Source organism: Ideonella azotifigens, assembly GCF_021043325.1.
Classification (GTDB): domain Bacteria; phylum Pseudomonadota; class Gammaproteobacteria; order Burkholderiales; family Burkholderiaceae_C; genus Ideonella; species Ideonella azotifigens.
Window position 1 is genome coordinate 666,307 of record NZ_JAJNKD010000001.1, and the last position, 18,336, is coordinate 684,642.

The window sequence follows — 18,336 nt, forward strand, 5'->3', positions numbered from 1 at the left end:
CCCGACATGACCGTCTTGTTGCAGATTTCCGACCCGCACTTCGGCACCGAGGTGCCTGCGGTGGTCGCCGCGCTGCAGCGCTTCGTGCACCAGCTGGCGCCGGACGCGATGATCTGGTCCGGCGACATCACGCAGCGTGCGCGCCGTGCGCAGTTCGAAGCGGCGCGCCTGTTTGCCGACGGGCTGAACGTGCCGCAGCGCCTGGTCATTCCCGGCAACCACGACATCCCGCTGTTCAACCTGGTGGCGCGCGTTGCGTGGCCCTACCGCGGCTTCGAGCGTGCGTTCGGCGCGTTGCCGGTTGCGCCGCTGGCGCTGCCCGGCGCGTTGATCATCGGCGTGAAGACAACGCGGCGCTGGCGCCACAAGCACGGGCAGCTGTCGGCCGAACAGGTGGCCGAGGTGGTCGTGCAGCTGCAACAGGCCCGGCCAGGGCAGCTGCGCGTCGTGGTGCTGCACCAGCCGCTGCATGTGGGCGAAGGGCATGACCACAACAACCAGATCCGCGGCGCGGCGGCGGCCATCGAAGCCTGGTCTGCCGCCGGGGCAGACCTGGTGCTGGGTGGCCACATCCACCTGCCTTACCACTGCCAGGTGAAGGACGGCGTGCGGCCGCTGTGGGTGGTGCAGGCCGGCACCGCGCTGTCGTCGCGGGTGCGGGCCGGTGCGCCGAATTCGGTCAATGTCCTGCAGCATGACCCGGCGCGGCTGCCCGGCTTCTGCTGGCTCGCGCGCTGGGACTACAGCGCCGAGGCCGACGAGTTCAAGCAGCTGGAGCGGGTGCCACTGGCGCTGGACCGCGGCGGTCGCAGCATGGCGCCGGTCTGATCAGGCCCGGCGCTGAACCAGCAGCCGCAGCGCCAGCGCACCCAGCACAACACCCATGAGGTAACGCTGCACCGCCAGCCAGACCGGCCGCGCGGACAGCCACACCGAAATGCGCGCGGCCGAAAGCGTCAGCAGCAAATTGACCGTCGCGCCGATCAGCACCTGCAGCGTGCCGAAGGCCAGGCTTTGCGCCAGCACCGAACCGTGTTCGGCCGAGACGAACTGCGGCAGCACCGAGAGGTAGAAGATCGCCACCTTGGGGTTCAGGATGCTGGTCAGCAGCCCCATGGTGAACAGCTTGCGCGGCGACTCCTCTGGCATGGCGCTTGGCTGAAACGGCGAAGACGCGCCCGGCCGCAAGGCCTGCCAGGCCAGCCACAGCAGGTACAGCGCGCCGCCGAGTCGCAGCAACTCGTAGCCCATGGGCACCGCCAGGAAGAGTGCGCTCAAGCCGACCGCAGCCGAGCACATGTGCACCGTGAAGCCCAGCACCACGCCCAGCCAGGAGGTCACCCCGGCGCGCCGGCCCTGGCACAGCGAGCGCGACACCAGGTAGGCCATGTTCGGCCCGGGCGTGAGCGCCATCAACAAGGCGGCGCCGGCGAACAGCATCAAGGTGGCGATGGGCGGCATGGGGCAGGCTTCTCCGTCGGGTGGCTGGCGATCATCGCATTGCGACCTTGGCTTCGCTGCCAGGCTTCAAGGCTCGCCGTCCCAGTAGTCCAGCTCGTCGCCGCGCCGCCGCGTGGCCTCGAAACTCGTTCCGGCGTCGGTCGACACGTCGGCCTGGAACTTGTCCGAATCCGGGTATTCGCAGACCTCGACCTTGCAGCGGTTGCTGATCGCCAAGTAAGCCAGCGGCTGGTCCGAGGTGTTGATGATCTGGTGCGGGTACTCGGGGCCGGGTGGGATGAACACCACATCCCCTTCGACCAGCGGCAGCATCTCGCCGGCCACCCGCAGCGTGCCACTGCCCGAGACGATGATGAACATTTCCTCCTCGGCATGGTGCAAGTGGTAAGGCGACGCCCGCTTGCCCGGCGCCACCGTCACCACCGACAGGCCCAGCCCCTGCGCGGCCGTGCCCCGCGCCAGCCGCACGCTGTGGCTGTCATACAGTGGCTCGCGCACGCGGTGCTGCAACTCGGCTTGGCGGAAGTTGCGGATCAGCTTGCCGGCCAGCGCGGTGGCCGCCGAACCGTCATTCGAGTTGCCCATGGGTTCTCCTGATTGGGAACCGGCATTGGGCCACGAGGCGCGCGGCCGTCAAAGCGCTCAGGGCGACTTCACAGGCAGCGCGACGTGGGCCAACACGTCACCTGTGTCGAGGTTGTAGATCGCCAGCGAGGTTGCGTCTTGGAGTCGTCGCAGTTCAACCTGCACCTCAAGGTCCAGGGCATATTCGTCCTTTGTGCTGAGTGGGCTGCTCGCTTCGTGCGTGCCGATGTTCAGCGTGACGATGCCGTTATGCGGGAGACCGATCCACGGCGCAGGGAAGTCACCGTTGCGATAGAAGAAGTCACGCACCTTGATTCGCAGGTGATCACTCTCTGCCGTGACCGAGACGCCGCGTCCGGTGTTCGCGTCAGGTTTTCGCTCTTTGAATGACAGCAGGTGCACGCCCGTGGCAAAGGTGAAGGTGTTGGCATCTGGCCGTGTGTCGGGTGAGCAGGCGCTGACCAGGATGATGAAGGCCAAAGCGAGCCAGTTTCTGCCCCGCAGACATGGCGCAATGGATGGCGTTGGCCGATGGGCAGGAGCGGGTGGCATTCGTGGAGCCTACCTCGCTGGCCAATGTTCAAGAAGCCTTGTTCCGCTCCACGAGTTCGTCCACCACCTTCATCGCCTGCCGCACGTCCGCACCAGTCTGCTGGCGGTGGCAGCGCATCGCTTCGATGCGCTGGCCGGCGGCGGCCAGGGCTTGGACTTCGGCGGAGGGGCGGGCTGGGTCGCCCTTGGCGGGCATGCCGAAGATGGACAGCAGGTCGTCCATCCTGGCTTCGATGCGGTGCAACTGCGAGATGATCCACAGGATCATGGCCAGGGCGGAAAGGGTCAGCAACAGCTCGAACGACATCGCGGCCTCCAAGAAGCAAATTCGTGGAGGCGAAAGGTAGCTTTGGGCTCAATCGGGGGACATCCCCCTGAAGGGGGCGAGGACCCCGTGAATTTTCCCGTCGGCGGCGTTACACCGCCCCGGTCACCCGCCAGATCGCGTTGCCCACGTCATCTGCCACCAGCAGGCCGCCGCGTTTGTCGACGGTGACGCCGACGGGGCGGCCTTGGGCCTTGCCGTTGCGGTCCAGGAAGCCGGTGAGCAGTTCGACCGGGGGGCCGCTGGGCTTGCCGGCCTGGAAGGGGACGAAGATGACCGAGTAGCCGGTGCGGATGCGGCGGTTCCAGGAGCCGTGCAGGCCGGCGAACATGCCGTGCTGGAAACGGTCAGGCAGGGTGGTGGCGCCTTCGGTGGTGCACAGGCCCAGCGGGGCGACGTGCGAGCCGAGCGTGTAGTCGGGCTTCAGCGCGCGCGCCACCATGTCGGGCCGCTGCGGTTTCACCCGCGGGTCCACGTGCGGGCCGTGGTAGCTCCAGGGCCAGCCGTAGAAGCCGCCGTCCTGCACCGAGGTGAGGTAGTCGGGCACCAGGTCGTCGCCGAGTTCGTCGCGTTCGTTGACCACCGTCCACAAGGTGCCGGTGGCGGGTTCCCAGACCAGGCCGTTGGGGTTGCGCAGGCCGCTGGCGAAGATGCGGTGCTCGCCGTTCTTCAGGTCGATCTCCCAGATCGCGGCCCGGCCGGCTTCGTTGTCCAGGCCTTTTTCGCCGACGTTGCTGTTGGAGCCGACGGTGGCGTAGAGCTTGTCGCCGTCCTTGCTGGCCAGGATGTTCTTGGTCCAGTGGTGGTTGATCGGTCCGCCGGGCAGGTCGCTGACCTTGACGCCGGGCTGGTCGATCGCGGTGCTGCCTTCGATGTAGGTGTAGCGCATCACCGAGTCGGCATTCGCGACGTAGAGCTGGTCGCCGACCAGCGCCATGCCATAGGGCGAATAGAGGTTGGCGAGGAAGACGCGGCGGGTCTCGGCAATGCCGTCGCCATCGGCATCGCGCAGCAGCGTGATGCGGTTGGCGCTGGGCGTGCCGGCACCGGCGCGCGCCATCACCAGGCCCATCACGAAGCCCTTCAGGCCGCCGCCAGCACCTTCGCCCTTGGGTGGCGTGCTTTCGGCGACCAGCACGTCGCCGTTGGGCAGCACATAGAGCCAGCGCGGATGGTCCAGTCCCTTGGCGAACGGCCGCACCTGGGTGCCGGGTGCGGCCTGCGGCTTGGCGTCGCCGGCCCAGCCGGTGGCCTCGGCGATGTTGACGGTGGGGATCAGGCTGGCCTGCGGCGCGGGCAGCGCCGGATCCGGGCCCACGCCGTGCGAGGTGTCGTCGGCGGCCAGGCCAAGGTTGGTCAGGCCGTCGACGCAGCCCGTCAGGCCAGCCACGCCGACCGCGATGGCCACCGCCGCCATCGCCAGCGTGGACAGTATGGGCACCCGTCCTTGCTGCAAATCTGCCGGGGTCTGGTGACCTTCCTGGGCTCCCTCGTCCTGCGTCATGGCGTCTCCTCCGGGCTGATTTGGGTGTGTGCAGACGACAGGACACTGCCGTGCAGCAGGTTCGCGCCAGCATTGTCGAAAGCCTGCCCAGCGCCAGGGGCAATTGGTGTGCGCAGGGCGGCTGGGGCGGTCGCTTCGTCGCCCGGTGGCGCCAGCAGCACGAAGCAGCTCGACTCGGCGGCGCCGGCCAGGTCAATCGCCTGGTGCGCCTCGACCCGTCTTGCCCCCGGCCGCGCAGCCAGCTCGGCATGCACGGTGGCCTCGTGGGCGCAGACGACGATGCGGTGTGTGCGCTCGCCCAGCCGCACGCTGACCTCGGCCTTGTCCCAATGCGGCGGCAGGCAGGGCGACACCACGGCCTTGCCGCCGGCCAGCACCACGCCGCAGATGGACTCGACAGCGGCGCGCAGCAGCCAGCCGGCCGAGCCGGTGTACCAGCTCCAGCCGCCGCGGCCTACATAAGGCGCGTGGGTGTAGATGTCGCCGGCCATCACATAAGGCTCGATCGCGTAGGTCTCGCCGCGCCGCGGGTCGGCCCAGCGGTGGGCCGGGCTCAGCGCGCAGAAGACCTGCCAGCTGCGCTCGCGTTGGCCCAGCCGGGCCAGCGCCATCAGGGCCCAGACGGCGGCATGGTTGTACTGGCCGCCGTTCTCGCGCACGCCGCGCGGGTAGGCCTGGATGTAGCCGGCGCTCGGGGCTGCATGCTGCAGCGGCGGGTCCAGCAGGCGCACCAGTTGGTTGGGTGTGTCCAGCAGGTGCACGCTGGCGCTGGCCATGGCCTGGCGCGCATGGGCTTCGTCGCCGGCGCCGGTCAGCACCGCCCAGGCCTGGGCGATCAGGTCGATCCTGCACTCGGGGTTCTGCGCGCTGCCCAGTGCCGAGCCGTCGTCGAAGAAGCCGCGCAGGTACCACTGGCCGTCCCAGGCCTGGGTGTCCAGCGCCTTGACCCAGGCGTCGCGTGCGGCCAGCCAGCGGCGCGCGCGCGGCGCTTCGCCGCGGGCGGTGGCAATCGGGGCGAAGTCGGCAATCACCTGGCACAGGAACCAGGCCAGCCACACCGACTCGCCCTTGCCGTGGTGGCCCACGCGGTTCATGCCGTCGTTCCAGTCGCCGGTGCCAAACAGCGGCAGGCCGTGCACGCCATTGGCCAGGCTGCAGTCGATGGCGCGGGCCGCGTGTTCGTACAGGCTGGCACGCTCGGGCGTGACGGTGGGGCTCTCGTAGATGTCCTCGGCGCCGGCCGGCACTGGCTGGCCTTGCAGGAACGGGGCTTCTTCGTCCAGCAGCGCGCGCTCACCGGTGCGCTCCACGTAGTGCGCCAGCGCCAGCGGCAGCCACAGCCGGTCGTCGGAGAAATGGGTGCGCACGCCTGCGCCGCCCGGCTCGTGCCACCAGTGCTGCACGTCGCCCTCGGGGAACTGGCGCGCGGCGCTGGTGCGGATCTGCGCGGCCAACAGCTGCGGTGCGCGTGTGACCAGCGCCATCGCGTCCTGCAGCTGGTCGCGGTAGCCAAAGGCGCCGCCGGCCTGGTAGAAGCCGGCACGGGCCCACATGCGGCAGCCCAGCGTCTGGTAGGGCAGCCAGTGGTTGACCAGCGCGTCGAAGCGCGCGTCCGGCGTGCGCACCTGCACATTGCCCAGCATCTCGCGCCACTGCTCGCGCTGGCCGGCCAGCCGCGCGGCCGGGGCCACGCGCCAGGCGCTTTGCAGCAGCGTGCGCGCGTCGCCCGGATCGCGCCCGTGGCCCAGCAGCACTGTCAGCTTTGCGGGTTGGGCCGGGGCGATTTCCATCTGCGCGGCCAGCGCGGCGCAGGCGTCCAGCCCGGCGCCACTGTCCTGGCCCAGCTGCACCGGCAGGATCAGCTGGCCGGCGGTGTTGAAGAACTCGCGCCGGTCGCAGGTCCAGTCCTGTGGCAGCAGGCGCACGTTGGCCTGCTCGGCGTCGGGCTTGATGCCGGTGCCAGGCCTGTCCCCTGCTTCGTCACCAGGCTGCGGGGGACGGATCGCCAGAAAGGCCGTGGCATTGCCAAAGCCGCCCAGGTGGTCCAGCTGCGTGGCCTGCAGCGTCAGCACGCGCTGCGGCTGCGGCAGGCCGGCGCCTTCGGGGCCGGTGGCCAGCCAGTCGGGCCGGGTGGCCACCGAGATGCGCTCCTGGCGTGCGCTGCCCATCTGCCATTCGGCCATGGCCACCAGCCGCAGCCGGCGCCGCGGCGAGCTGGCCACCACGGTCTGCTTGGCCGGGCCGCCGGTGCCCACCAGCGCCAGTTCCACCTGCACCTGCTTGACGGCGGCACGCGGGTCCACGCACCAGGTCAGCGTGACTTCGATGTCGTCCAGCCGCTGCCGCAGCCGGCTGTAGCCAATGCCGTGCTCGACCTCGCCGGGCGATTCGTGCGAGAGCTGGCGGCCCAGCGCCCAGATGCGGCCGCGGTCCAGGTCGTGCAGCAGCAGCCATTCGCCGGCCGGGTCGGACAGCGCGTCGTTGGACCAGCCGGTGAGCTGGTGCATGCGGCTGTTGCCGGCCCAGGTGTAGCCGCCGGCCAGTTCCGAGACCTGGCAGCCGAAGTCCGGGTTGGCCAGCACATTGACCCAGGGCCGCGACGGATGCTGGGCCGGCGAGCGCTCGAACACGAAGGCGCCGCTGGCCGCGTCGAAGCGGCCCTCTGGCGCCAGCACCGCGTGCCGCACCGGGCCCGCCAGCGGCAAAGGCAGCGGCACGACCGCATGCTTGACCGCGCTGCGCTCGGCATGCGCGCGCTGCTGTTCCTCGGCCCAGCGCGACAGCTGCTGGGCCAGCGAGCGGCCGTCGGCCAGCAGGCGCAGCCGCGACAAGGTGTGCAGCGTGATGCGTTCGTCGGCGCTCAGCTCCGGCTCGCGCAGCACGTACATGGCCGCGCAGAGGTGGCTGGGCCGGCCGTGGTGCTGGGCGTGCAGGCGGGCCTGCAGCGTCTGCAGCGCATGCAGCACTGGCGACAGGTAGGACACCGGCTCGTCATTGCTGACCACCAGGTCCACCACCAGCCCGGCGGTGGACCACATGCGCAGCGCGCGCTTGAGCGTCTGCACCAGCTCCAGGCCTTCTTCGCCGCTGATGCTGACCCAGATCAGCGGCCGGTCGCCCGAGATGCCGTGGCGCCACAGTGCCCGCCGGTCGCAGCGCGCAGCCACCGGCACGGGCCCGCGCTGGGCCGCGCCTTCGGTGCGCGTGGCCTGGCCGGTCACCAGCGTGTTGAGGTTCAGCAGCGCGGCCCAGGTGTCGGGCTCGAACTGCAGCTCGCGCAGCCGGATGCCGGCCATGGTGTACGACATGCTCGCCGCCCGCTCCACGTGGCTGGGCTGGCGGTACTTGTCGATCAGCGCACTGAGCGTGTCGGCTTCGCGCGCGGCGGCGGTGCAGAAGGTCAGCGTGACGCTGGCGCCCGGTGCGATGCGCAGGCGCACCAGCAGCCCGGCGATCGGGTCCAGCCCGGTGTCCACCAGCTGGCCTGCGCCGCCCTGCGGGTCGGCCGGATCTGTGGGGATGAACTGCGCGCCGCCGTCGCCCAGCGGGCGCGCGCTGCTGCCGTAGCGGCCCAGCCAGCGCGCCCGGTCGGCGCAGGGCGCGACCGATTCGATGATGCCTTCGGCGCCGGCCAGGAAGTGCACCGCGCGCATTGCCGCCTCGTCCGGCAGGCGCGGGTTGCGCACCATGTGCAGCGCCAGCTCGGATTCGTCCCAGCGGGTCTGGATGAACAGGTTGGAGAAGGCCGGGTGGGCCTCGTCGCCGCGCTGCGGCGCCAGCGTGGCCTCGAAGCAGGAGGCCAGCGTCAGCGCCATGGCCTGCGGGCTGGCGTTGGTCAGCACCACCTGGCGCATCTCGCAGTCGTCTTCCGGGCTGACCCAGACGGTGCAGCTGCTGTGCAGGTCGCTCCAGCGGGCATCGAAGATCACGCGTTCGGCCTGCAGCCGGGCGCTGTAGCGCGCGGCTGGGTCGGGGGCTGGATGGGCGGTGATGGACTGCCAGTTCGGCAGGCCCTCGCGCTGCAGGTAGAAGAAGCTGCCGTAGGCGCCGCGCAGCAGGTCGTCGCGGAAGCGGGTGATGCCCACGCCGTCCCAGCTGCTGTAGCCTGCGCCGTGGCTGCGCAGCACCACGGCGTAGCGGCCGTTGGTGAGCAGCTGCGTCAGCGGCACGGCTTCCTGCAGTGGCCGGCTGTCGCGCAGCATGCGGGCACTGCGCGGGCCACGTAGCTTGGGTGCCGGCAACGCAGCGGGCAGCGCCGCCACTTCGCGCGGCGCGCGCTCGTGCAGCAGCGTGCTGACCGCGCGCAGGTGCGGGTCGGCCTGGGCCCAGTGGCGCGGCGCCTCGTCGGCCAGCACATTGGTCAGCGCCAGCATCGCCATGCCCTGGTGGTGGGCCATGTAGGTGTGCACCAGCGTGAAGCTGCTGCCGGCGGTCTGGCGCCGCGGCGTGTAGTCCACCGCCTCGATGAAACCCATGGTGCGGCGCGCGCCCAGCTCCTGCAGCGCACGCAGGTTCTCGACCGCGGCGACCGGGGCCACCACGGTGGCCATCAGCGTCGCGTAGGGTGCGAGCACACGCTCGTCGGCCGGCAGCCGGCTCAGCGCCAGCCGGGGTGCGCCCTGCGGGCCGTACTGGTAGGCCAGCGTGTGGTCCTGGCCGGCGATGGCCGATTCCGAGATGCCCCAGGGCGTGCCTTTCTCGCGCGCCTCGGCGCGCTGCTCGGCCACCGCGCTGCGGGTGGCCTGGTGCAGCACGCTGCCAATCGGTTCGGCCAGCACCAGCGAAGGCATCAGGTACTCGAACATCGAGCCCGACCAGGACTTCAGCGCGATCTCCTTGCCACAGGCGAAGAACGGCCGGCCCAGCGCCGCCCAGTGCGCCACCGGCAGGTCACCCTTGGCAATGCCGACCAGGCTGGTCAGGCGCGACTCGCTGGCCAGCAGGTCGTAGTGGTTGTCGTCGAGCTGGTGGGTGTCGGTGCGGCAGCCGATGTGCAGCAGCTGGCGCTCGCGGTCGTAGAGCGCCGCGTAGTCGGCCTCCAGCCCCATCTTGCGGGCGCGCTGGGCGAGGGTGCGCAGCTGGCTGCGCAAGGCGTCGCGGTCGGCCAGCCGGTCGCGCACGGCGGATTCCAGCGTGACCACCATGTCATGCATCAGCCACAACGAGCGGCGCTCGTCGGGGTCGCCCAGGCCCTGTTGCGCCAGGTGCAGCGTGTCCAGCTCCATGCGGGCCAGGCGCACCTGCGCGCTCAGCGCCTGCGCGGCAGCCAGGTCGGTCGGCCAGGCTTGGCCTTGCTGGGCCAGCAGCGCGAGCGTCTGCAGCGAGGGGGCATTGGCCAGCGCCGAGTGCAGCGCCTTCATGCGCTGGCGGGCCCGCTCCAGCGCGACCTGCAGCGGCGCCTCGGCCTGCTCGTCGCTCAAGGCCGCAGCGGCTTCGCAGGCCTGGGCCACGACCAGCAGGTGGCCCGAGCAGTTGCCACTGTCGACTGCCGAGACATAGGCCGGCGGCAGCACCGCACCGCTCTGCGTGTCGTACCAGTTGTAGAAGTGGCCGCGCCAGCGGGGCAGCGTGTCCAGCGAGTCCAGCGTGGCCTGCAGGCGCTCGGTCATCGCCGCCAGGCCGATGAAGCCCAGCTCGCGGGCGCAGGCCACGGTCAGCAGGTACAGGCCGATGTTGGTCGGCGAGGTGCGGTGGGCAACGATCTGGTAGGGCGTCTGCTGCACGTTGTCGGGCGGCAGGTGGCGGTCGGACGCGGTGACGTGGCTCTCGTAGTAGCGCCAGGTGTCGCGCGCCACGCCGTGCAGGTAATCGCGGCCGTCTTCGTCCAGTTGCTGGGCATGGCCGTGCAGCGGGCGGGCGGCCAGCCAGGTCCACAGCGGCGAGGCAGCCCACACCAGCAGCAGCACGGCGGCAGCGCCGGCCTGCACCGGCGCGCCCAGCGCGGCGGCCACGGCCAGCAGCAGGCCCAGCCCCAGCGCAGCGGCTGGCACGCGCCAGTGCTGCAGCAGCAGCGGCCGCAGCGCGGTCCGGGCCGAGGCTTCGGCCGCGGCCGCGGTGGTCCAGGCCAGCAGGTGGCGGCGCGAGACGAGCTGGCGATAGAGCGCGCGCACGATCGCGTCGCCATACAGCCAGGCCAGTTGCAGCAGCTGGCCGATGTGCCACACGGCCAGTGCCAGCGCACGCAGCACGTCGGCCCCGGCGCGGCGGTAGAACAGGCCCAGCGCGATGTCGTCTCGCGAAGGTGCGAGGCCGGCCACGGCGCCGATCAGCGGGCCGGTGCAGAAGGCCGCGGCGACGACGGCCAGCGCCATGCCCAGCGGCATCGCGCCGGTCGCCAGCACCCACAGCAGCAGCGCCAGCGACAGCGGGGCCACCAGCGAGCGGCGCAGGTTGTCCAGCATCTTCCAGCGGTTGATGCTGACCAGGCCCCAGGCCGAGCCATGGCGCAGGAAAGGGAGCAGCTGCCAGTCGCCGCGGGTCCAGCGGTGCAGCCGCGATGCGGCGACGTCCGGGTGCACAGGCGCAGCTTCGAGCAAGGTCACGTCGCTGACGCCGGCGCAGCGCGCCACCGAGCCTTCGAGCAGGTCGTGGCTGAGCACCTGACCCTCGGGCAGGCGGCCGGCCAGCAGGCTGCGGAAGGCCTGGACATGCAGCAGGCCCTTGCCGCTGAAGGTGCCTTCGCCAAACAGGTCCTGGAAGATTTCCGAGCTGGCGATGCTGTACGGGTCGATGCCGCACTGGCCGCTGAACAGCCGGTGGTACGGCGTGGCGGTGCCGGGGTTGGGCAGCGGTGTGGAGACACGCGGCTGCAGGATGGCGTAGCCCGACAGCAGGCGCCGGCCACTGGCATCCAGCCGCGGCCGGTTCAGCGGGTGCGCGGCATTGCCGACCAGGCGGCGCAGGCGGCCCGGGGGCATGTCGGTGTCGGCGTCCAGCGTGACGACGTAGCGGGTGTCCGGCGCCAGGCGCGACAGCGCGCCCAGGTCGGCGAATGGCGAGGGCGAGGTGGCCATGCCTTCGGGCGGCATTTCACTGCTGTGCCAGGCCAGTTGTTCGACCAGCGCTTCGAGCTTGCCGCGCTTGCGCTCCCAGCCGATCCAGCGCTGCTCGGTTTCGCTCCAGCGGCGGGCGCGGTGCAGCAGCAGGAAGCGCGGCGGCGCCGTGTCGCTGTCGTCGTCGCCATCGTCCGCGCCCTCGGTGCGCGGATAACGGGCGTTGAGGCGTTCGATCTCGCGCTGGGCGCGGGCCAGCAGGCCGCCGTCTGCCGGGCTGTGCTCGGCATCGGCATCGGCGAAGTCGCTCAGCAGCGCGAACTGCGCATGCGGTTCGGCATTGGCCAGGTAGTGCTGTTCCAGCTGTGCGGCATGCGCGGCAATCGCGGCTTCGCTGGTCAGCATCACCGGGATCACCACCATGACCTTTTCGCTCGCCGGCAGGCCCAGCGGGAAGGCCAGCCGCGGCAGCCGGGCCGGGCGGGCCGATTCGCTGATCAGCCGGTTCACCAGTGCAACCACGGCCTCGCTGACAGGGCCCAGCAGCAACAGCCCGGTGACCACCAGCAGCGCCACCGGCAGCGCCGGCGGCGTGGCGAAGTGCAGCAGCCAGGTGATGGCCAGGGCCGTCAGCAGCATCAGGCCGGCCAGGTAGGCGGCGGTGTTGAGCTGGCGACGGGCGGCGCTGTCGCGCGGCGGCCAGCGCGAGGCTGGCAGGTCCAGCGCGGCCAGCAGCCTGGCCTGGCCGGGGCCGCGCCACCAGTAGGCGGGCGCAGCCTCTGGCGCCGCCAGGTCCGGCTGGCCCTCGGCGAGTTCGACGATCAGCCGCGCCACGTCGGTCTCGCTGTGGTGGGCCGAGCGCCGCGCCAGCCGTTCGACCGCGTGCAGCGTGTCGTCCTGCGTGGTCTCGGCCTCGGCGGCGTACACCGGCGAGACCTGCAGGATGCGCATCACCGCGCTGGCATCGGCAATCAGCTCGCGCCAGTTGGCGCGGGCGATGAAGCGCAGCGTGGTGATCGCGTTGCGGATGCTTTGCTGGTCCTTGGTGGCTTCGTTCTGCTGGCGTGCCAGCGCGCCTGCCGGGTCAGGCAGGCGGGTGCTGAGCCAGGCATTGAGCGCGGCGCTCATCTCGGGCGAGAGTTCCTCCACCCGCTGGTCCAGCTGCAGCAGGAAGGCTTCGCCAACGCCGCGGGCGGCCATCTGCGGCGCCAGCGCGTCGAGCTGGGCCATGTTGATGGCGTCGGCCTGCTGGTCCAGCCATTGGTGGGCGGCGTCGCGCGCGGCCTGCAGCGTGGCGGCGCGCTCGGCCAGCCGGCGCAGGTTCTCGACCAGCACCACGCGCAGCGTCGTCGGCAGGGCCCAGAGCTCGGCCAGCGAGAGTTCGCGCTCGCCCTGGTAGGCCCTCAGGTAGGTCTTCAGCAGCTCGGTGTCGAAGCCGCTGTCGGTGTGGGCCACCCAGGCCCAGGCCACGCCGTAGATGCGCGGCAGCCCGGCCAGCGGCTCGTCGCGCAGGCGCGGCAGCAGGCGGAAGAAGTTGCGCGGCAGGCTGCGGCGGATCTCGTGCAGCTGCTCGTCGATCAGCGCAGCGTTGTCCAGCAGCCAGTGGGCGGCCGGGCCGAGGTGGCGCCCGTCCACCGCGCGGCGCTCCAGCAGATGGCGGGCCTGCTGCAAGGCCTCGACGTTTTCGCGCAGGCGCGGAAAAAAGGTCGAGCCGTGGGTCTGGCTGGGCACGACTTCGTGCGCCTGCGCCAGGCTTTGGCCGTGCTGCTCGAAGCGGGCCGGGCCAAACAGCACCGAGCGGATGGCGGGCTCCAGCGGGCCCATGGCCGGGCTCAGCAGCGTTTGCTCGTTGAGCACGCCTGTGCGTGCTGCGCTTTCGCGCAGCGTGCGGGGGGCGGAAGAAGGGGGCGAGCTGTCTGACGAGTCGTCGGCGGCGTCCTGCCGATCATCGGCAGCGCCGGGGTTCCCTTTCACCACCAGCCGCCGGCCAGTGTCAGGCCCAGCGCCAGCAGGGCCACGGTGGTGGCGAATCGTGGGGCAACCAGGCTATGCAGCCGCTCGGCGACCTGGGCTGCGACAAACCACGGGCCGCGCGCCTGCTCGCACTGCTGCAGGTGCCGACCCAATGCGGCGGACTGGTCATGCGGCAGACGGGCGGCGATGGGGGCGGCAGCGGTGGTCATGGCGTTGTTCTCGGTAGGGGGCGGGGGACGCGATTAGAGTCCTAATCTACCGACGCCCTCCCGCAGGGTCTTTCAGACGCCCCCGCGATCGCCTGTGGGCCCTGTCCTACGCGGGTCAGGGCAGGCCGCGTGCCAGCTGCTGCGCGAGCTGCCAAAGCGCCAGCCGGTGGGCGTCCACCAGCTGGCCGGGGGCCGGGCCGGCGCTGGGCGCCAGCAGGTCAGCCTGGCCTACCTGCGGCGGTTGCTTGTTCAGCGGGTCCACCAGGCTCCAGCGGGCCGACAGGCGCACGCCGTTGCGCTCGGGCGTGGCTTCAAGTGCCAGCAGCTCAAGCTTCAGGGTGCCGGCCACGGCGACGCCGGTGGGTGCGCTGCCGCTCCAGACCTTGTCGTTCCCCAGCAACTGCGCCAGGTCATGGCGCAGCAGGCGTGGCACGGCCTCGCGCAGCGGCTCGGCCCAGCGCTGGTCGGGCAGCGGGGTCAGGTCGCTGCCGCCGGTGGGCAGCCACAGCGCGTCTCGCTCCAGGTACTCCGGCATGCGCACCGGCAGTTGCAGCAGCCAGGCGCCGGGGCGCGGGGTCGCTGCCGGCGCGAGGGTGGCGGCGGTCGGGGTGTCGAGTGGCAGGCGGTAGAAGCGCGGCGGTGGCGCGCTGCTCGCGCAGCCGGCCAGCCAGGCGCTCAGCAGCAGGGCGGAAAGCGCGGAAAAAGCGGGGGTCGGCCTGGTCATGGGCGCACCTCGGTGGCGGAAGTGGATGGCGGTGGTGGTGGTGGCGAGGCCGACTTGCCGCGGATCAGCGACGAGGGTTGCTGCTCCAGCGAATCGGCCAGCTCGCGCACGGCGCGTGCGGCGCGCGAGAGGTCCTGCATTGCCTGGCCGGCGTTCTGCACCAGGCCGCCGTCGTCGCCGACCTGCTGGCGCAGCGAGGCGGACAGGGCGGACAGCTCGTCGGCGGTGCTCTGGATGCGCTGCAGCAGCGGCGAGTCCGGCGCGACCAGGGCCTTGTAGCGGTCGGCCGCGCTGCCGACGCGGTTGGCCGTGTCGGTGACCCGCTCTGCGGCCGGGCCGATCCGCTCGGCCGCCTGGCGTGCGGCGCTCAGCGTGGCGTTGGCGTTGTCGGCCAGCGGGCCGATGCGGCCGTCGACCTGCTCGGTGATCTTGCGCAGGTGCTCGGTCATCTTGGCGATGTTGTCCAGCGCCTCCTTCAGCTGCGGGCCGCTGACCAGGCCGCGGGCCGACGCGGCAATCGCCGAGACGTCGTCGACCAGGCGACGGAAGTCCATGCCGTCGAGCTGATTCTTCAGGTTCTGGATGGTCGTGACATTGGTCGGGATCTCCAGCCCGTCGTTGTTGTCTCGGCGGTTGGCCGGCTTGCCGGGCCGCAGGTCCAGGTCCACGTAGAGCTGGCCGGTCAGCAGGCTTTGCATCGACAGCTGGGCCGTCAGCCCGCGGGTGATCAGGCCTGGCAGCACCGGCTGGGGCCGCTTGTCGTCGTCCTTCTGGTCGCCCAGGCCGCGGATCGCCTCGGGCTCCAGGTCGGCCTTCACGGGGATCAGGAAGTCGCCATGCGGCTGGTCGTAGACCAGGCCGATGGAGGTCACGCTGCCCAGCCGCACGCCGCGGAAAACCACCGGCGCGCCAACCTGCAGGCCGTAGATCGAGCCGGTGAAATACATCACCACATGCTCCTTGCGTGCGAACAGCTTGCCGCCGCCGGCCAGGATGATCCCGACCAGCACCAGCGCGATGCCGACGACGACAAACGCGCCGATCAGCGTTGCGTTCCCTCTTTTCATGCTGCTTTTCCTCTGCGCAAAAACGTCTGCACTCTTTCGGGCCCGTGTTCCAGCAACTCCCGTGGCGGTCCGAGTGCGGTCATGGTCTTGTCCTGCGCGTCCAGGAACAGCGCGCGGTCGGCGACCGCGAAGATGCTGGCCAGTTCGTGCGAGACCATCACGATGCTGCGCTGGTGCTCGTCGCGCAGCTGGCGGATCAGCTGGTCGAGCTGGTCCGAGGTGATCGGGTCCAGCCCGGCGGAAGGCTCGTCCAGGTAGAGCAGCGGCGGGTCCAGCGCCATCGCGCGGGCGATGGCGGCGCGCTTGCGCTGCCCGCCGCTGAGCGAGGACGGCTCGGCGTCGAACTGATCCGACAGGCCGACGAGTGCGAGCTTCTCCTCGGCGCGCTGGTGGCGCTGCTCGGCGCTGCCGGCGTCGTGGGCACCCGGGAACAGCTCCATCGGCAGCATCACGTTTTCGCCCACCGTCATCGAGCTGAACAGCGCGCCGGCCTGGAACATCACGCCAAAGCGCTGCCGCAGCTGGGCCTGCGCCTCGGGGCTGACGGTGGCAATGTCCTGGTCCCCTTGCGGGCCGGTGTACAGCACGCGGCCCTTGGCGGGCACCTGCAGGCCGATCATGTGGCGCAGCAGCGTGCTCTTGCCGCAACCGCTGCCACCGACGATGACCAGCACCTCGCCGCGGCGCACGTCGAAGTTCAGGTCGCGCTGGATGAGCTTGCGGCCGTAGGCCATGGTCAGGTCCTCGACGCGCAACAGCATGTCGTTCATCTTCACCAGCCCAGGCGCTGCAGCGCCACTGTCAATGCCGATGCGGCGACGACGATCCAGACGATGGCCTGGACCACGGACTTGGTGACGGCCTCGCCGACCGCCTCGGCGCTGCGGCCGGCGTTCAGGCCCTGGCGGCAACCGGCCAGCGCCACCAGCAGGCAGTACACCGTGCCCTTGGCCAGGCCGACGTTGACGTGCGTCAGCGTCAGCACCTGGCTGGACTTGTAGATGTATTCGGCCGGGGCCACGCCGAAGATGGCCACCGCGATCAGCCAGCCGGCCGCCACCGCGACGATGGCGGCATAGGCCGTCAGCAGCGGCGCCACCAGCGTCAGCGCCAGCAGCCGCGGCAGCACCAGGTGATCGATGGGGTTCACGCCCATGGCCTTGAGCGCGTCGATCTCTTCATTGGCCTGCATGCTGGCCAGTTGCGCCGCATAGGCCGCGCCAATGCGGCCCGACAGGATGATGCCCGTCATCAGCGCGGCAACCTCGCGCACCGCGCCAATCGTCACCAGGTCGGCGATGTAGGTCTGCGCACCAAAGCGCTGCAGCTGCACCGCGCCCATGTAGGCCAGGATCACGCCGACCAGGCCGCTGACCAGCGAGACGATGGCCACGCTGCGCGGCCCTGCCTGGTCGATCTGGTAGACCAGGTCGCTCAGGCGCATGGTGCTGCGCCCGCGCAGCAGGCGGCCCAGGCCCAGCAGCACGTCGCCGATGAACTCCCAGGTGCAGCGTGTGCGTGCGCCCGCTTCGGCCACCCGGGTGCCCAGCGCCGTGACCCAGTGGGGCCGCGGCCTGGGTGCGCGCCGCGGGCGTTTGGCGGGGTCGGTTGGCGGTGGCGCTTCGGGTTCGGGCATCGCAGGGCTGCTGGGTGTCTCGTTCAAGGGGGCCGGAATGGGGTGACTGGACGCGTCACGAAGAGGCGTCGACAAGGCGCTGCAACAAGCGGGCCCACCTTGGCAATCTTGCATTGCAGTGTGCCGTGCCGGCACCTGGCTGCCATCGGCTGCCAGCGGGTTCGGCTGTGGGACACGGCTGACAGTGTGTCAAGCGCAGCTCCCACGGCCTGGCAGCCGGGCGGGTTGGATGATGCCGCATCGCTTCAATGACCCCAAGAGGACTTCCATGGGAACCATCCATCCCGCGACGAGGCTGAACGCCCTGCCTGACGAGTTGTCCCTCGCCCCGGCAGTGATGGCCACGCCCTTGGGTGCCGTGTCCTGGCCGGCGGTCTTCGCTGGTGCGACCGGCGCGGCGGCACTGTCGCTGATCCTGCTGATGCTCGGCTCCGGGCTGGGCCTGTCCGCCGCGTCGCCCTGGGCGCAGCACGGGGCCGATGTCGGCACGCTGGGCGTGGCGGCCATCCTGTGGATCATCGTGACCAGCCTGGCCGCCTCGGCGCTGGGCGGCTACATTGCCGGCCGGCTGCGCAGCCGCTGGCGCGATGCACAAGGCGATGAAGTCTTTTTCCGCGATACGGTGCACGGTTTCCTGTCCTGGGGCCTGGCGACACTGGTCAGCGCCGCGGTGCTGGGCGGTGCAGCCTCCAGCATTATCGGCAGCGGCGCCAAGGCGAGTGCTGCGGCACTGGTGGGCGGCGGCTCGGCCGTGGCTGCGGCGGACCCGACGCGCTATGCGGTGGACAAGCTCTTCCGCACGCCTGACGGCATCGCGCCCCAAAGCACCGACACCGCGGTGACCGCGCGCAATGCCGCTGCGGCGACGGCCACTGCGGCCGCGGCCAACGCGCTGCCAGGCACCGTCACGGTAGTGCCCACCGTGATGCCCGTCAGCGGCAGCCTGGACCGCTCGAACGACCGCGCGCTGGCCGCGGAAGCCACGGCCATCTTTGTTGCCAACCTGCGCAGCGGGGCCTTGCCGGCAGACGACCTGCGCTACCTGGGCCAGCGTGTCTCGCAACAGACCGGGCTGGCGCCGCAGGATGCCGAGAAGCGGGTTTCGGATGGCTATGCGCGGCTGCAGGCCCAGCCGGCCGAGGCCGACAACGCCGCACGCGTTGCCGCCGACCAGGCCCGCGGCGCCTCGGCCAAGACCTTGCTGTGGCTGTTCATCTCGCTGCTGATCGGTGCGTTCGCGGCCACGCTGGCGGCGACCTACGGCGGGCGCGAACGCGACCGGGCCTGAAGCCATTCGTCACACGCGG

13 protein-coding genes are annotated in these 18,336 nt (G+C 71.0%); 2 read left to right on the top strand and 11 right to left on the bottom strand.

Annotation, left to right across the window (positions count from 1 at the left end):
• The first annotated feature begins 6 nt into the window (after nucleotides 1-6).
• Nucleotides 7-828, top strand: a complete 822-nt coding sequence (locus tag LRH25_RS03110) for a metallophosphoesterase family protein (RefSeq protein ID WP_141288631.1) — start codon at nucleotides 7-9, stop codon at nucleotides 826-828.
• Here the strand turns inward: LRH25_RS03110 and LRH25_RS03115 are convergent, their stop codons facing one another.
• The 11 genes from LRH25_RS03115 to LRH25_RS03165 all read right to left on the bottom strand — a co-directional run bounded on the left by LRH25_RS03115 (nucleotide 829) and on the right by LRH25_RS03165 (nucleotide 17,029).
• Nucleotides 829-1,461, bottom strand: a complete 633-nt coding sequence (locus LRH25_RS03115) for a LysE family translocator (protein ID WP_141288630.1) — start codon at nucleotides 1,459-1,461, stop codon at nucleotides 829-831.
• Nucleotides 1,462-1,527: 66 nt separating this feature from the next.
• Nucleotides 1,528-2,046: a cupin domain-containing protein gene (locus tag LRH25_RS03120; protein WP_141288629.1), complete on the bottom strand. Its 519-nt coding sequence runs from the start codon at nucleotides 2,044-2,046 to the stop codon at nucleotides 1,528-1,530.
• A gap of 57 nt (nucleotides 2,047-2,103) precedes the next feature.
• Entirely contained in the window at nucleotides 2,104-2,526 is a 423-nt protein-coding gene (locus LRH25_RS03125; protein WP_141288628.1) for a hypothetical protein, read from the bottom strand.
• A gap of 100 nt (nucleotides 2,527-2,626) precedes the next feature.
• The gene (locus LRH25_RS03130; RefSeq protein WP_141288627.1) at nucleotides 2,627-2,905 is read right to left on the bottom strand and encodes a hypothetical protein; all 279 of its coding nucleotides are present in this window, start codon (nucleotides 2,903-2,905) and stop codon (nucleotides 2,627-2,629) included.
• Between the two features lie 109 nt (nucleotides 2,906-3,014).
• Nucleotides 3,015-4,340, bottom strand: coding sequence for a PQQ-dependent sugar dehydrogenase (locus LRH25_RS03135; protein WP_375142155.1), 1,326 nt, complete (start codon nucleotides 4,338-4,340; stop codon nucleotides 3,015-3,017).
• Nucleotides 4,341-4,423: 83 nt separating this feature from the next.
• Nucleotides 4,424-13,393 (bottom strand): GH36-type glycosyl hydrolase domain-containing protein, encoded by an 8,970-nt coding sequence (locus LRH25_RS32960; RefSeq protein ID WP_231010151.1) that lies wholly within the window; start codon nucleotides 13,391-13,393, stop codon nucleotides 4,424-4,426.
• On the bottom strand, nucleotides 13,390-13,602 hold the full coding sequence (locus tag LRH25_RS03145) for a hypothetical protein (protein WP_231010152.1): 213 nt from the start codon (nucleotides 13,600-13,602) through the stop codon (nucleotides 13,390-13,392). The genes LRH25_RS32960 and LRH25_RS03145 overlap by 4 nt, the downstream gene beginning before the upstream one ends.
• Before the next feature lie 115 nt (nucleotides 13,603-13,717).
• Nucleotides 13,718-14,326 carry a PqiC family protein gene (locus tag LRH25_RS03150; RefSeq protein WP_231010153.1) on the bottom strand — a complete coding sequence of 203 codons (609 nt, stop codon included), beginning with the start codon at nucleotides 14,324-14,326 and terminating at the stop codon, nucleotides 13,718-13,720.
• Entirely contained in the window at nucleotides 14,323-15,393 is a 1,071-nt protein-coding gene (locus tag LRH25_RS03155) for an MlaD family protein (protein WP_231010154.1), read from the bottom strand. Before LRH25_RS03155 ends, LRH25_RS03150 begins: the two co-directional genes overlap by 4 nt.
• Entirely contained in the window at nucleotides 15,390-16,163 is a 774-nt protein-coding gene (locus tag LRH25_RS03160) for an ABC transporter ATP-binding protein (RefSeq protein WP_141288963.1), read from the bottom strand. The genes LRH25_RS03155 and LRH25_RS03160 overlap by 4 nt, the downstream gene beginning before the upstream one ends.
• Before the next feature lie 2 nt (nucleotides 16,164-16,165).
• On the bottom strand, nucleotides 16,166-17,029 hold the full coding sequence (locus LRH25_RS03165; protein WP_231010155.1) for an MlaE family ABC transporter permease: 864 nt from the start codon (nucleotides 17,027-17,029) through the stop codon (nucleotides 16,166-16,168).
• A 268-nt stretch (nucleotides 17,030-17,297) separates the two neighbouring features.
• Between LRH25_RS03165 and LRH25_RS03170 the strand changes: the two genes are divergently transcribed.
• Nucleotides 17,298-18,317 carry a hypothetical protein gene (locus tag LRH25_RS03170; RefSeq protein ID WP_231010156.1) on the top strand — a complete coding sequence of 340 codons (1,020 nt, stop codon included), beginning with the start codon at nucleotides 17,298-17,300 and terminating at the stop codon, nucleotides 18,315-18,317.
• The last annotated feature ends 19 nt before the right edge of the window (nucleotides 18,318-18,336 follow it).